At 40.1% G+C, this 14,622-nt stretch carries 15 protein-coding genes; all 15 read left to right on the plus strand.

Annotated elements, in window-relative coordinates; all coding sequences use genetic code 11:
* The first annotated feature begins 119 nt into the window (after nt 1-119).
* The 15 genes from CSD97_RS15710 to CSD97_RS15790 all read left to right on the plus strand — a co-directional run bounded on the left by CSD97_RS15710 (nt 120) and on the right by CSD97_RS15790 (nt 14,622).
* Nucleotides 120-677: an acyltransferase gene (locus tag CSD97_RS15710; RefSeq protein WP_159461936.1), complete on the plus strand. Its 558-nt coding sequence runs from the start codon at nt 120-122 to the stop codon at nt 675-677.
* Nucleotides 674-1,630 (plus strand): acyltransferase family protein, encoded by a 957-nt coding sequence (locus CSD97_RS15715; protein ID WP_098032676.1) that lies wholly within the window; start codon nt 674-676, stop codon nt 1,628-1,630. The genes CSD97_RS15710 and CSD97_RS15715 overlap by 4 nt, the downstream gene beginning before the upstream one ends.
* Nucleotides 1,630-2,556, plus strand: a complete 927-nt coding sequence (locus CSD97_RS15720) for an acyltransferase family protein (protein ID WP_098032677.1) — start codon at nt 1,630-1,632, stop codon at nt 2,554-2,556. The genes CSD97_RS15715 and CSD97_RS15720 overlap by 1 nt, the downstream gene beginning before the upstream one ends.
* Before the next feature lies 1 nt (nt 2,557).
* Entirely contained in the window at nt 2,558-3,466 is a 909-nt protein-coding gene (locus tag CSD97_RS15725) for a hypothetical protein (RefSeq protein WP_008777777.1), read from the plus strand.
* A gap of 1 nt (nt 3,467) precedes the next feature.
* On the plus strand, nt 3,468-4,427 hold the full coding sequence (locus CSD97_RS15730) for a glycosyltransferase family 2 protein (RefSeq protein WP_098032678.1): 960 nt from the start codon (nt 3,468-3,470) through the stop codon (nt 4,425-4,427).
* On the plus strand, nt 4,427-5,476 hold the full coding sequence (locus tag CSD97_RS15735; RefSeq protein ID WP_098032679.1) for a glycosyltransferase family 4 protein: 1,050 nt from the start codon (nt 4,427-4,429) through the stop codon (nt 5,474-5,476). Before CSD97_RS15730 ends, CSD97_RS15735 begins: the two co-directional genes overlap by 1 nt.
* A gap of 1,060 nt (nt 5,477-6,536) precedes the next feature.
* A complete protein-coding gene (locus CSD97_RS15750; RefSeq protein ID WP_034530101.1) occupies nt 6,537-7,208 on the plus strand; it encodes a hypothetical protein in 672 nt (223 codons plus the stop codon).
* The gene (locus CSD97_RS15755; protein ID WP_098032682.1) at nt 7,205-8,329 is read left to right on the plus strand and encodes a glycosyltransferase; all 1,125 of its coding nucleotides are present in this window, start codon (nt 7,205-7,207) and stop codon (nt 8,327-8,329) included. The genes CSD97_RS15750 and CSD97_RS15755 overlap by 4 nt, the downstream gene beginning before the upstream one ends.
* Nucleotides 8,326-8,856, plus strand: a complete 531-nt coding sequence (locus CSD97_RS15760; protein WP_098032683.1) for a DapH/DapD/GlmU-related protein — start codon at nt 8,326-8,328, stop codon at nt 8,854-8,856. Before CSD97_RS15755 ends, CSD97_RS15760 begins: the two co-directional genes overlap by 4 nt.
* Entirely contained in the window at nt 8,853-10,019 is a 1,167-nt protein-coding gene (locus tag CSD97_RS15765) for a glycosyltransferase family 4 protein (RefSeq protein ID WP_098032684.1), read from the plus strand. Before CSD97_RS15760 ends, CSD97_RS15765 begins: the two co-directional genes overlap by 4 nt.
* On the plus strand, nt 10,012-10,650 hold the full coding sequence (locus tag CSD97_RS15770; RefSeq protein ID WP_098032685.1) for a thymidylate kinase: 639 nt from the start codon (nt 10,012-10,014) through the stop codon (nt 10,648-10,650). The genes CSD97_RS15765 and CSD97_RS15770 overlap by 8 nt, the downstream gene beginning before the upstream one ends.
* A 15-nt stretch (nt 10,651-10,665) precedes the next feature.
* Nucleotides 10,666-11,583 carry a glycosyltransferase family 2 protein gene (locus CSD97_RS15775; protein ID WP_244284044.1) on the plus strand — a complete coding sequence of 306 codons (918 nt, stop codon included), beginning with the start codon at nt 10,666-10,668 and terminating at the stop codon, nt 11,581-11,583.
* A 242-nt stretch (nt 11,584-11,825) separates the two neighbouring features.
* Nucleotides 11,826-12,596, plus strand: a complete 771-nt coding sequence (locus CSD97_RS15780; RefSeq protein ID WP_008777768.1) for a glycosyltransferase family 2 protein — start codon at nt 11,826-11,828, stop codon at nt 12,594-12,596.
* Nucleotides 12,593-13,681: a GDP-mannose 4,6-dehydratase gene (gmd, locus tag CSD97_RS15785; protein ID WP_098032686.1), complete on the plus strand. Its 1,089-nt coding sequence runs from the start codon at nt 12,593-12,595 to the stop codon at nt 13,679-13,681. The genes CSD97_RS15780 and gmd overlap by 4 nt, the downstream gene beginning before the upstream one ends.
* Nucleotides 13,678-14,622 (plus strand): GDP-L-fucose synthase, encoded by a 945-nt coding sequence (locus CSD97_RS15790; RefSeq protein ID WP_036657607.1) that lies wholly within the window; start codon nt 13,678-13,680, stop codon nt 14,620-14,622. Before gmd ends, CSD97_RS15790 begins: the two co-directional genes overlap by 4 nt.

Here is a 14,622-nt window from a genome sequence, read left to right on the forward strand (position 1 = left end):
CATCCCTAAATCAATTTACGTTTCTGTCAAACTATTGGGCTGGGGGGGGGGTAAAATATGCTCTCAAACTTCCTATATTCGTAAGATATAACTGTGTACTTAATTGTCTTGATGGAAAGGTGATAGTTAAGAAAACTCCAATCACACCCAAAATGTTGAGCATAGGCTTTTCATCAACTGGTATATTTGACAAGAAGTATTCTCGAACAATATTAGAGATAGCTGGTTTAATAGAACTCGAAGGACCTGTATGTTTTGGACAAGGCACAAGACTTAGTGTAGGCAAAACAGGAACATTATCGCTTGGAGCAGGTTTTTCAAGTACTGCGGAAAGCACATTTGTATGTGTCAACAAAATGCACATGGGTGTTGGTACGGCTATTGGCTGGAGTGCAATGGTAATGGATACAGACTGGCATTCCGTTATGAATACAGAAACAGGAGAATTATATCAAGCCGCTGGCGAGGTCTATATTGGTGACTATTGTTGGATAGGAACTCGTAGTTTAGTTCTCAAGAATACATTGATACCAAATGGTTGTATTCTTGCTGCTAATTCAACTGCAAATAAAAAGTATAACACCCCCAATACGTTGTTAGCAGGTACTCCTGCTATTGAAAAGAAACATAATGTAATAAAGTCAACTAATGGAGACATCCAATTTATTGAAAAATGAAACGTTACGAGCATATTGACATTTCTAAGGGTATAGGTATCCTACTAGTCGTATTCTTTCACCTACCAGGTGTTAACAGATTAATATATTTTAATAATTGGGAGGGGTGGATTACAACCTTTTATATGCCACTATTCTTTACCCTGAGTGGATTGTTCTTTAAAGCCGATAAACCACTGAAGCGTATAAAGAGGTTAATGGTTCCATACATCTCATTCTACATAATCGGGTATGCTTTTGAGGCAGCCAAGACCATTACCAAACACGGACAGCTTGATTTAATGGATTTCTTTGACCCCCTTTTAGGAGCAACACATGGGTATGCAAATACACCTGTATGGTTCTTGCTTTCATTAGCAGAAATCTCATTAATAGGCTATGTGCTGTTGCGGTATCTTCCTAACCTATTTGCATTTGTCGTAAGTATGGTATTAGGAATAGTAGGATACTATTGTGGAAAGTATAATGTGTTACAGCCATATTACGTGAATGTATCATTAATGTGTATACCCTTTTTCCTTGGAGGATCCTTTTTTAAGGACTTTCTCTTGAAAAAGCAAAAATATCCTTTTGTGGGTATTGGGTTACTGCTGATATCGTGGTTTCTTTATTTACCCAATACACCGTCATGTAATGTCAGTCAATGCTATATTTCATGCTCAATGTTTCAGTTTGCTTTGGTTTCCTCTTTAGCCACTATCGGTATTGTGCTTCTTTCCGGTGACATTGCCAAATATACGAAGTTTACATCTAATGCATTCTGCCATTATGGAGCAAACTCATTAATCGTTCTCTGTACTCACATGTTGTTTGTTAATATACCTGTGTTTGTTAATAAGGTCTTGCATATAAATTCATTATCCATCATCATTGGATTTTTCATTTTACTTTTTGTTGAGATACCTGTAATCAAAGTTATCAATCAAAGATTCAAAATACTCATTTCAAAATAATGTCTGAAAAAGTAAGATACGATAACATTGACGTTGCTCGTGGGTTAGCAATGCTTGTCATCATTCAGTGGCATGTTGTGGGCATGCATACAACATGGACAGATGGTTGGGTAATGCCCATCTTCTTTATCATTATGGGCGTATTCTACAAGCAGGAGTCTTCTTTCAAGGTGATGGCTATAAAGAAACTCAACACCATTGTGATCCCAATGGCTTTTTTCTCAGTTCCGATGTTTATCATAAGCATATTTGAGAAAGGCTTTATGACCACATTGTTGAAAGTTGCAAATCCATATAGTATGATTCATGGCGTTTCGTGGTTCTTTATATGCACATTGTGGTGTTATGTCATCAACTATATTCTACATAAATACATACATAATAGCAAACTGTTGTTCCTTGCAATGATAGTTTTGTCCGCTGTGAGCTATTATATCACCAGTACGTATTCTTTTCATGGCCACAAACTTGTACTTCCTCTATTTTGTAGTACAGCATTAACAGCCATGGGTTATCTAGCAATAGGTGAGTTTGTTAGGAAGTATTTCCTATATAGGGGGTGGTATTCTATCTTGCTGATAATTACCGGTTTATGTATTGTCGTAATAATTCCGTCTGGTATTCAAGATAACTACTGGAATCATTATGAAGATAATTGGTTGAAACTGTTATTAGTTGGTGCAATAGAAAGTTTGGCTTTGATCCAGTTTTGTTCTTATCTTCCTAAACAGTTGGCAATCATCGGAAAATTTTCGCTTTTGATATTACTAATACACCCTTATATTGTTTTGGCAATTTCGCCATTGCATTTAAATATATGGTTATCATACGGAATCGTCACACTAACAACCATCCTTGTTTCGTTTCTTTTATTTAAATATTTGCCACAGATATGTGGCTTCAAACCATTGATAAAACTATCATAGTATGATTCATATTATTATTTTCTCGTTCAATCGCGCTTTGCAGCTTGAGGCATTACTATCAAGTATCCAATGCCATTGGCAGAAGACGAACTATAAGCTCTCCGTGCTTTACAATACCAGTGGTGATGATTTCCAGAAGGGTTATGATATCCTTCAAAAGGAATATCCAGCATATGAGTTTATTAAGGAAACACGTAAGACTTCTGGCTATCACGTCTCGGATTACATGACCCCATACAATCTGAAAAAACTATTGAAGTATCACCACATACGTAAGCAAAAATCCAACTTTCGCGATTTGCTTAATAACATGTTGGCTACTTCCAGTTGTGAATACACCATGTACCTGACCGATGATTCAGCATTCATCCGTGACGTTGAACTGTCAAAGAATGACCTTGCATTCATTGAACAGAATCCGGATATAAATCAGATTTCACTTCGTTTAGGCAAGAACATTACAGAACGTCCAGCAAGTATCCCTGTTAATAACGGTAAGCTTGAATGGGATTTTCATAATCACCGCGATGCTCGCAGTTGGGGTTATAACTTCTCTGTTGACGCACATATCTATAGCACCAAGCTGTGCTTGAAGTTGCAGTCAAAAATCATCTATGCCAACCCCACTACACTTGAAGCAAATATAGTTCATTATGTCATGCCTCGAAACCTGATGGATCATGGCTTGACATACGAGTATCCTTTCATTCTAAGTTTCCCAATCAATATGGTACAGGAGATTGCCGACAATGAATCCATGGGCATATCTATAGAGGACTTAAACAATTATTATCTCGAAGGCAAACGATTGGAATATATCGTGCCTGATGAGATCCTCGAATTCCAACAATATCCCGAGACTGTTTATCTATGCAAGAATGGTCAGAAGGAACTGCTAAAATTGAAATAGTATGAAATATTCAATAATAACCCCTGTCTATAATCGAGCTGATTGTGTCGCGAGATGCTTAGATAGCGTGATTCGCAACCTCCAATGGGGTGTGGAACTGGAGCATATTGTTGTGGATGATGGTTCTCATGATGAGACTCCGAAGATTGTGCAAAACTATGCTGATAAACACCCACATATTAAGTTCATCCCATTTTCACAGAATCGAGGTACCAATGCGGCCCGTAATGCAGCTATTGCAGCGGCTACTGGTGAGTATTGTATCATCTTGGATAGTGATGACTATTTTGTGAATGAGGCAATCAATTTTATAAATTCTATTGCTAGCAATCAAAAGTATATGCACTATTGCTTTGCCGCAGATGATATGGTTGAATACTACCAGAGCTGTTCGTTGCTGATGGGTAAGCAAAAGGCTGAGCTAACTTTCGAGAACTTTCTATTTGAGGAGGTTACTGGAGACTTTGTTCATTGCATCAAGACGGAAACTTTACAGAAATACCCTTTTGATGAAGATTTGAGAATATACGAAGGAGTGTTCTTCAAGCGTTTCTATCGTGAGGCTCAGAAGATTCTTTATACAAATAGAATTGTTACAATTCGCGAAAGAAATCGTACTGATAGCGTAACCAGAAACGTTCTTCGAAATGATAGAAAACAGATTGCAAAGGGGCTTCTTTCTAAACAACTGCTTGTTGAGTGGTATGGTGAGGAACTCTCGCAAAAGCCCAAAGGAGTATCGATTCTTAGAAATGCTTATAAAGTTATGCTGGATTGCAATCTTCTGATTGGTAATTATAAAGATGCAATGGTATGTAAACAAAAACTAGTATCTATTGGAGGTAAGGTTCCTACACATTTGAGATTCGTATATACATTCAATTTGGGTGGTTTGTATTTTTATGCCGGTTGTATTTATGTGTATGTCAGATATTATTTATTAAGATCAAATATAAAATAATGAAAATCGTACATGTTACTTGGATGTTTACATTCGGAGGTATTGAGACCATGTTGGTAAACATCTGTAATGAACAGATAAAGTTGGGGCATGATGTGCATCTGATTGTTATGGAGGACTCTACGGTTGAGAGCACGCTCTATGACAGTCTTGACAAGCGAATAAAGCTCCATTATGGCCATCGCAAGAATGGTGCTAACCTTTTATTGCCGATGTTGCGACTGAATTATCTCCTGTACGAGTTGCATCCCAATGTAATTCATATTCATAGTTCGTCTATGTATAAGTTAATACTTGTACCCTGGCATAAGAAGATTACTAATGCTACATTACATGCACTCCCCAAACCGAAGAATACCCAAAGTATAGATCTTGTACCTCGTGTGTTTGCTATCTCTGATTCCGTTCGACGAGCCCTTCTTGCATATAATGGAACGGAGAGTATCTGTAATCCCAATGGTATTCGTCCGGAACTTATCAAACAACGGCAATCGGGTGATTGGAAAGATATGTTGCAGATAGTACAGGTTGGACGTCTTGACCATGATGACAAAGGACAACATATCTTGATACAGGCTGGTGCAGAACTTTTGAAGCGTGGTTACCATAACTTTATGATCAATTTTATAGGCGATGGATCTTCACGCCCATATCTTGAAGGTATGGTGCAAAAGTCTGGCTTAGGACAGAATGTAACCTTCCATGGCATGAAATCCCAATCGTATATCTTTGAGCATGTATGTGATTATGATGTATTCGTTCAGCCAAGCATACGTGAGGGGTTCGGAAATACTGTAGCCGAAGCAATGGCTGCAAAAGTGGCTGTGGTGGTATCTTCCGGCCAAGGCCCTGAAGAGGTTATTGATTATGGTAAGTACGGCTATGTGTTCAAGAATGGCAATCCTATTGATTGTGCAGATAAACTGGAGGTATTTCTGAAACATGAAAACGATCAGCAGCAGGTAGAAGCTGCTTACAAGCGAGTGCTGGACCTGTATGATATCAAAGTTACCGTAAAAACTTATCTTGATAAATACAAGAGAAGATAAGCCATGGAGTATATGACTTTTGAGCATGCCATTCAAACAGGCATTCCTTCCCCTGTTTTGGTTACCCCCCATCACAGTCAAGCTAAGGGTAAAGACTTGTCACTTGAACTGTTAAAGTTCGTGGCTATGATATTGATTATAAATGTGCATAGTTACATGATGTATCCACCCAAATACGAAATGTTTGCTACTGGCGGTACGATTGGTGATGCACTATTCATGTTTTGTTCTGGATACACATTGTTTCTTGGCAGAATAGACCGATTCGACAATTGGTATAAGAGGCGTATTAATAGAATATACCCCAGTGTATTTGCTTAGGCGATATTCTCGTTCTATTGTTTTGCAGATGACATGAACATTGGACAAATTGTTGGAGGTGCCAGTAGATGGTTTATCCCTTGCATTATGATGTATTATGTACTGCTGTACTTTGTTCGTAAATATCTGATGCGTTTTAAGTGGTGGGTATTTGTTGTGGCTTGCATAATACCGATAGTGAGGTTTGTAATGTATGAAGACATAGGCAGTTATCACATGTATAGAAACCATACCTTTAGATTCTTTTATTGGTTTCCATTTATGCTGATGGGAGCATACATAGGTTCGAAGAATGTAATTCTGAAACAGAAGGTTTGGCGCGATGCTATTATGACTTTAGTGTGTACCGGGTTACACTTGGGCCTTTTGTTGGCGTGTACTAAAAAAGAAAATCTCTGCCCTTACCAGATGTTATCGTTAGTGCCCTTAATGGGCACATGTATCTATTTGTACAATCTGTTTCAGGCGGATATATTTAAACTACTGATGAAGTCTAATGTTGGGTATGGTATTCAGGCTATTGCTGCATTGTGTTTGGAATCATACATTGTTCAGTATGTATTGTTTACAGATAAAATAAATTACCTGTTCCCGTTGAATATTATCATCTTGGTTGTTGAGGTTATTCTATTGGCATACGCCGTGAGGACATTAGGTAGAACATTTAAGCAACTATTTGAAAAAGAAGATTTCAGATGGAAGGAAATCTTTAGACTGGTTTAATGAAATAATTCAAGATATGCGTAGTTATTCAATTAACTGGGGCAAATTTCTGTTTTTCAGATGGTTCCCCGTTAGCTGGACATTGCAGGCGGTACATGTCCTGGACAGGAAAGAAAGAGCTTTTCGTATAGGATTGGAGCTGATACCCGTTGCAGTAATAGTGACATTGGCTTCAGTTTGTATTTATTCGTGGTGGGTGGCCTTGGCTCTATTTGTAGTGCTACATACGTTATTCTGGCTGTTTGATTCTACATGGCTGGTAGGGTTCCGTGAAGTCTATACCGGTTTCAAAGGTAAGGGCATACAGTCAGTAATAGATTATGTAGATTGGGCTGTTGAGGAACTGAAAGATTGTGATAACATCGGTGCTGTTACTATATACGGAAGTATCTGCCGACACATGTACCATGACCGTAGTGATTTTGACCTGCGCATTGTACAGGATTATTCAAGCTTGAAAACGTATTTAATAGGTATCAAATTGAGGGCTGTCGGTATCTGGAAGTACAAAATTCCAATGGATTTGAAGATTGTTGACAGCCAGGATTATCTGCGTAAGGAGATGCGCGAGGATGAGCATCCAATAATAGCATATAATAAGTATGACAGTTTTTATGATATGAAAGGTGATTCATACGAAGCCTTGAAAGCAAATCCTTTAACATATAGAAAAGATTATAAAGGATGAAAGTTTTAAACGTTATTTGGGCATTTGGTACGGGTGGTATAGGCAAGTTGTTTCTGACCTATGCTGCACTGGGAGAATATGACCTCGAATTGCAGATTTCTTCTGTGTGCATTGACCTACAGAATTGTGAGTATGACCGAAAACCTCTGACTGAGGCCGGAATACGGGTAATTGCCATAAAAAACAGAAAAGATATGAGTTGGGTGAAACGTTTGGGCGGCATTGCCCGCGAAGTAAAGCCTGATGTTGTGTTCTGTCATGGTTTTAACGGGCCTGTGGTCATCAAGCTGGTAGCATGTTTGGAGCGGTCTCTTCGGGTGCCGATGGTATGTACTTACCATGGTCTGTACAATCCTCCGACTGAGGGCAGGCGGTATATTGCAGACGCCATTAATAAATTGCAAGCCTGGATGTATAAAAGATTTGCACGAACGGTGGTTCTGGTGGCGGAATATAGCGGACTGTACCTGTTGGAGCGCAAAGTGCCCAAAAGCAAACTGGAAGTGGTGTATAATGGTATTGTGGAAAACGAGCCTGCCCTAGAACCTGTTGTGCTAAAATCCGATGGGGTCAGCATCGGAATGGCCGGACGACTGGACGCTATCAAGGGATTGAATTTCTTAATAAAAGCTATCCCGGAAGTCAGGAAGCGTGTGGATGAAAAATTCCACATCTATATCATTGGTGACGGTCCAGAGGAGGAGGCTTTGCGCAATTTGGCAAGAGAACTTGGAGTTGAGGAGTTAATCTGTTTCGAGGGATATCAGGATAATGTACCTGCTTGGTTAAAAGCATGGGACATATTCTGTCTGCCTTCTCTTCAAGAAAATCATTCCATTGCATTACTGGAAGCAATGCGGGCAGGAAAGGCTATTGTATGTACCTCTGTAGGTGGCAACCCTGAAACGGTCGAGGATGGGAAGGAAGCTCTTGTTGTGCCGGCGAGGAATTCGGAAGCTATTGCTGATGCTCTTGTGAAACTTATCGAATCGGAATCCCTACGAAAGAAGATGGGACATGATGCACGTGAAAGATTCCTCAGAAACTTTACGGAGGATATAATGAAAAAGAAGTTGTGTGAGGTATTAAAGAATGCAACAATAAATCAAAACAAAATATGATGAGAAAGTTTTGGCTGGTCTTGTTTTATGGTTTCGCAAACCATTTGCCAGATTCGTACACTCCTGTATTGGGGGGGGTAAGTAATCGAATCCGTATTTTCCTGTGCAAGCGCATATTTAAGGAGTGCGGGAAAGTATCAACAATAAACAGAAATATTTATTTTGGGAACGGAAAGGATATCGTGATAGGTGATTATAGTGGTATTGGTGCCAATTGTAGCATTCCCAATGACATCCATATAGGTAAATATGTAATGATGGGGCCGTTCCTGTATTGCATTACTTTTGGACATGAGGTGTCTGATACATCAACCCCGATGTGCTTCCAAGGTCACGTGGAAAAAACCAAGGACTCGAACATCATCATAGGAGACGATGTGTGGATTGGAGCAAATGTCATCATTTCGAAACGTAGGCACATTGGTACTGGATCTATTTTGGCTGCTGGTGCCGTTGTAACGTATGATGTTCCCGATTACGCCATTGTAGGAGGTAATCCTGCAAATGTAATCAGAATGAGAAAATGAAAATTATATTCTTTACGATTGACTGTTTTAAGGGAAGGGAACATCTCATGCCTTGGCGAACAATATTGGAGGTTGCCAAGGTGATGGTGGAATACGGCTATGAGGCAAGCATTTTGAATGCTTGCAGCAACAGTGAGGATGTCATTGATTATGATTGGGCAGGAAGCGATTCGTCGAAACCTGTCCATGTGTGTTCCGTGATAAAGAATAATGAGGCAATCTTTGTCCAATGCACGGAACTAAAACCGGAGATACTTTTCATCCCTTTTACTTTTCGTGATGGGCTGACACCAGCCAAGTGGATTGCTCAAATCAACTGCAAGAAGATTGGTTACATGACAGGAGGGGTGTATGACCTGAAGAGTGGAATGCTGCTGAAGAAGAACGGTGGTTTAGCCGCTGCAAAGCCTTACCTGATGGAGGCTATAACGTCCAAGTGCATTTTTGCTCATACATTGAAAAATATTGGTGTGAGCCATGTGATTGGTTTGACCGATGTGAGTGCCAAAGCAGTGAAGAGAGGCGGCTTTAAAAATGTGACAACCATATACCCTGGCAAGGATTCGTTTGATGAAATTGTACCAGACAACAGTGTCTTGGATAAATATGATTTGAAGGGAAGAAAATGGCTACTATTTAGTGGCGCTCCTGCACCTACTCGTGGGGCAGAGGTGTTGCTGGAGGCTTTAGACAGCGTGAAGGATGATGGTGTCCGGCTTGTCATGTTGATGCGTACGGATGTGGGTTCCCAATATAAGCGGTTTGAAAAGACATTGTCCGGACTGAAACATCCGGAACGAGTAAAGATTATCAAGGATAGACTGACGAGAGAACAGCTTAGGGCTTTTTTTGGCTCTGCTTGGTATGCAATTCTGCCTTTCATCGTGATTCCAAGTGAGGTGCCTTTGACATATTTTGAGTTGCTGAGTTGCGGTACACCTGTAATCACCTTTGTCAATGGAGGTACTACGGAATATCTTAAGTATGGACTGCTGACTGCTGATAAGTCAATCAAAGGATTGGCCATTACAATCGAAAAGGCTTGGAACGATGTTGCTTTGAGAAATTCAAGGTCTGATAAGGGTAAAATAATAATGAATGCGCATCCTACATGGAGTCAAGTGGGGATGGAATGGATTAACTTATTGAAACAAAATGACTAAATACATCATCATATCAGGCGTGGATGGCAGTGGAAAAACTACAGTCATCGAAGGTGTGCGTGCCCAATTGGAAGCAGAAGGTAAGACTGTTGGATATATTTGGATGCGTTATCATCATAAATTGATAAAAATAATGCATGCCATAGCTAAACTTACAGGATTAAGTAAAAAGGAGAATACCGCAATGGGAGAAATGTGGTTGCACTATTTCTATAAAAGCCCTTTGTTTTGCTGGTTCTACTTATATAGTTCTTATATAGATAGTTGGTTTGCTCGCAAAAAACCAACTAAGTTAAGAACTGATTATGTAATCTGTGACAGATGGGTAAATGACATAATCATTGATATGGGAAGTGAAACTCATAACCTCGACATACTTGACGGCAAATGGTATAAATTATACCAACGGCTTTTGCCTAATGATAGCTTTCAGTTTGTGATAAGCCGTAATCGAGAAGATGTTTTGAATTGCAGAATTGAAAACACCTTTAATGAGGCTTTTGATTATCGGTTTAGGTTATATCAAAAGATAGCTCAAAAGCCAGAAGTCATAAAAATAGATAATACAGGAAGTATCGAAAAAAGCGTTTCCCTGGTTATAGAATCCATAAGAACAAAAGAAAAATTGTAACATGTAAATGTAGTTATGTTGAATAAGACATTGGATATTACGGTAATTATCCTCACCTATAATGAGGAAATACATATCCGTAGGTGCTTGGAGAATGTAACACCTTTTGCCAAGAAGGTATTTGTGGTTGACTCGCCTTCAACTGACAGGACAGTAGAGATTTGCCGGGAGTTTGAGAATGTGGAGGTAGTGGTACATAAGTATCCGGGTAATCAAGCCGAACAGTTCAACTGGGCGTTGGATACATTGCAGATAGAGACCGAATGGATTCTTCGTCTGGATGCGGATGAGTATTTGTTACCCGAATTGGTTGAAGAATTAAAAGAGAGATTACCTGTAATGCCGGAGGGCGTTTCAGCCCTCTCTCTCTCTCGCTCGCGCGCTTATTGTGGTAAGATCTTACATCATGGCATTGTAAATAATGTCAAGATCGTGCGTGTTTTCCGGAAAGGAATGGCTCGTTATGAGCAGCGGTTGATGGATGAGCATTTGGAGATATTGGACGGCGAGACGGCAGAATTGAAACATCAATTTGTGGATGACAACCGAATGACTTTCGGGCAGTTTACAGATAAGCATAATAATTATGCTTCGCGGGAAGCGGCTTTGTTGCTGGATGCAGAGTTTCATTTGACGGGTTCTCAAATCGTATCACAAGATCATGGGAAAGAGGTTGAACGAAAGCGGGCACAGAAAAACCGATATGCGAAGATGCCTTTATTTTGGAGGGCTTTCGGCTACTTTGTTTATCGTTATATCATAAAGTTGGGGTTCTTAGATGGCAAGGAAGGATTCCTCTGGGACTTCTTGCAAGGTTGGTGGTACCGTACTTTGGTGGATGCTAAGATCTTTGAAATAAAAAGAGCTTGTGGAAATGACAAGAAAAAGATATGCCAATATTTGAAAGATCATTATGGCATATCTTTGGAGTAATATAGGTTTATAACTCCTGCCGTTGCAGGAAATCGAGCAAATGAATGTGGTGGATTCCTTCGTAATTGCTGCCTATCGTCCATTCATCAAGGCTGACGACATATTTGGGGCAGTTTCATGTATTCTATTATTAAGTATGATTTATAAATTATGGCAAATATACCGACATTGTTAGTTATACTTAACAATATAGAAGAGAGAACGCATAGAAGCCCAAAACATAACATTACATTATAACTTACATGAAAGTATCAGTTATTACCGCTACATGGAACAGCGGTAAAACACTTTGCACGACCTTGGATAGTGTACTCAGCCAAAGTTATCCCGACATAGAGCATATCATCGTGGACGGGGGAAGTACAGACAATACGATGGAAATAGTCCGGGAGTATGAACCTCGTTATAATGGACGATTGCGGTTTATAAGTGAACCGGACAAAGGTCTTTATGATGCTATGAACAAGGGGATTCGGATGTCCACGGGGGAGGTGGTTGGTATCTTGAATTCGGATGATTTTTATACTTCTTCGGATGTAGTGGAAAAATTAGAGAAAGAGCTTGCTACCAACCGAGTGGATGCAGTATATGGAGATATTCATTTCGTGGATGGCAATGACCTGGGTAAATGTGTCCGTTATTATTCGTCAAGACTTTTCCACCGTAGCTGGATGCGACTTGGCTTTATGCCTGCACACCCAAGTTTCTACTGCCGCAAAATTATATATGATAAGTATGGTGGCTTTGATTTGTCTTATAAGATTGCTTCCGACTTTGAATGTCTTTTACGGTTTATTTTCGTACATAAAATACAGACAACATATATCCCAATGGATTTTGTAACCATGCGCACAGGAGGGACTTCCACCAGTGGCTTTGCCAGCCATAAACAAATTATATCCGATCATCAAAAAGCATTCAAACGTAATGGCATATACAGTAATGCCTTTTTGGAATCATTGAGGTATATTTATAAAATTCATGAAGTATTACTAACAAAAATAACAAGATGAAAACAGCTTTAATCACCGGAATTACCGGGCAAGACGGTTCGTTTCTTGCAGAATTTCTATTGGACAAAGGATATGATGTTCATGGTATCATCCGTCGTTCATCAGTTGATTATCGGGAGCGTATTGCTCATTTAGAGGGGAAACCTCATTTTCACTTGCACTATGCGGATATGGGGGACTCTATGTCTTTAGTGAAATTAGTGGGTAAAGTACAGCCTACTGAGATTTACAATTTGGCTGCTCAAAGCCATGTACAGGTGTCGTTTGATGCACCTGAATTTACAGCTGATGTGGACGCTGTAGGAGTGCTCCGCATATTGGAGGCGGTTCGTACCAATCATCTGGAGAAAACCTGTAAGATTTATCAGGCTTCAACTTCCGAACTTTATGGCAAGGTAGAAGAAGTTCCTCAAAATGAAAATACACCGTTTCATCCTTATAGTCCTTATGCTATCGCTAAACTTTATGGTTTTTGGATTGTAAAAGAGTACCGCGAGGCTTATAATATGTTCTGCTGCTCGGGTATCCTGTTCAACCATGAATCGGAACGCAGAGGCGAAACCTTTGTAACGCGCAAGATTACATTAGCTGCTTCCCGTATTGCACAAGGGAAACAGGATTGTCTGTATTTGGGTAATCTGGATTCCCTACGTGATTGGGGATATGCTAAAGATTATGTAGAATGTATGTGGTTGATTCTTCAACAGGACAAACCGCAGGATTTCGTTATTGCAACAGGTGTACAGCATACCGTTCGCGAATTTGCTACATTGGCATTCCACTATGCCGGCATTGAACTGCGTTGGGAAGGTGAAGGTATAGAAGAGAAAGGTATTGATGTGAAAACAGGAAAAGTACTGGTAGCTGTCAGTGAAGATTTCTATCGTCCTACGGATGTTGTTAATTTGTGGGGCGATCCTACGAAAGCTAAGAATGAATTGGGTTGGAATCCGCAATCTACTTCTTTCGAGGAACTGGTGAAAATTATGGTCGCACATGATATGCGGAAGGTGGCAGCGGAGCATGTAGCCAGTGTAATGCATACCAACTTAGCTGAATACCTGGAGAAAGGGATTGTAAAATGATGGATAAGAACGCAAAAATATATGTGGCAGGACACCGTGGAATGGTGGGTTCTGCCATTGTCCGTGAGTTGCATCGGCAAGGGTATATGAATATTACCACTCGTACTCATGCAGAATTGGATTTGACACGGCAAGAAGCTGTGGAAAAGTTTTTTGCGGAAGAAAAACCGGAATATGTCTTTTTGGCTGCTGCCAAAGTAGGTGGCATCATTGCCAACCAATCTGCATTGGCTGATTTCATGTATGACAACATGATACTGGAGATGAACGTGATTCACGCAGCTTGGAAGAACGGATGTAAAAAATTGGAGTTCTTAGGTTCTTCATGTATCTACCCGCGTTTAGCCCCTCAGCCCATGCCGGAATCTTGTTTACTGACATCAGAACTGGAGAAAACGAATGAGGCGTATGCCTTGGCTAAAATATCGGGGTTGAAGTATTGCGAATTTTTGAACCGACAGTATGGCACAGACTTCATCAGCGTGATGCCGACTAACCTCTATGGTCCCAATGACAACTATCATCCTGAACATAGTCATGTACTTCCTGCTTTGATTCGCCGTTTCCATGAGGCGAAAGAGGCGGGTCTGGATGAAGTGACTTGCTGGGGTGACGGCAGCCCGCTCCGGGAGTTTCTATATGTAGATGATTTGGCTAATCTGTGCGTGTTCTTGATGAACAACTATTCGGGGAATGAAACTGTGAATGCAGGAACCGGTAAAGAATTGACCATTAAAGATCTTACAGAATTGGTGGCTAAGGTTGTAGGATTTACAGGCGAAATCAAGTGGGATACGACACGTCCGAATGGTACACCCCGAAAGCTTTTGGATGTATCGAAAGCCATGGCTTTGGGGTGGTCTTACCAAACTGAATTGGAAGATGGTATCCGATTGGCTTATGATGATTTCTTGCATAATCCCATGCGTGCAGAAAGGTAA

This window comes from Bacteroides sp. AR29 (genome assembly GCF_900217715.1).
GTDB lineage: Bacteria > Bacteroidota > Bacteroidia > Bacteroidales > Bacteroidaceae > Bacteroides > Bacteroides uniformis.

Bases quoted from the DNA above. Each gene is read 5' to 3' on its own strand.
- CSD97_RS15760 (WP_098032683.1), top strand. From the start codon at position 8,326: ATGATGAGAAAGTTTTGGCTGGTCTTGTTTTATGGTTTCGCAAACCAT.
- CSD97_RS15715 (WP_098032676.1), top strand. From the start codon at position 674: ATGAAACGTTACGAGCATATTGACATTTCTAAGGGTATAGGTATCCTA.
- CSD97_RS15780 (WP_008777768.1), top strand. From the start codon at position 11,826: ATGAAAGTATCAGTTATTACCGCTACATGGAACAGCGGTAAAACACTT.
- CSD97_RS15750 (WP_034530101.1), top strand. From the start codon at position 6,537: ATGCGTAGTTATTCAATTAACTGGGGCAAATTTCTGTTTTTCAGATGG.
- CSD97_RS15725 (WP_008777777.1), top strand. From the start codon at position 2,558: ATGATTCATATTATTATTTTCTCGTTCAATCGCGCTTTGCAGCTTGAG.
- CSD97_RS15735 (WP_098032679.1), top strand. From the start codon at position 4,427: ATGAAAATCGTACATGTTACTTGGATGTTTACATTCGGAGGTATTGAG.
- CSD97_RS15775 (WP_244284044.1), top strand. From the start codon at position 10,666: ATGTTGAATAAGACATTGGATATTACGGTAATTATCCTCACCTATAAT.
- CSD97_RS15770 (WP_098032685.1), top strand. From the start codon at position 10,012: ATGACTAAATACATCATCATATCAGGCGTGGATGGCAGTGGAAAAACT.
- CSD97_RS15765 (WP_098032684.1), top strand. From the start codon at position 8,853: ATGAAAATTATATTCTTTACGATTGACTGTTTTAAGGGAAGGGAACAT.
- gmd (WP_098032686.1), top strand. From the start codon at position 12,593: ATGAAAACAGCTTTAATCACCGGAATTACCGGGCAAGACGGTTCGTTT.
- CSD97_RS15720 (WP_098032677.1), top strand. From the start codon at position 1,630: ATGTCTGAAAAAGTAAGATACGATAACATTGACGTTGCTCGTGGGTTA.
- CSD97_RS15755 (WP_098032682.1), top strand. From the start codon at position 7,205: ATGAAAGTTTTAAACGTTATTTGGGCATTTGGTACGGGTGGTATAGGC.
- CSD97_RS15790 (WP_036657607.1), top strand. From the start codon at position 13,678: ATGATGGATAAGAACGCAAAAATATATGTGGCAGGACACCGTGGAATG.
- CSD97_RS15730 (WP_098032678.1), top strand. From the start codon at position 3,468: ATGAAATATTCAATAATAACCCCTGTCTATAATCGAGCTGATTGTGTC.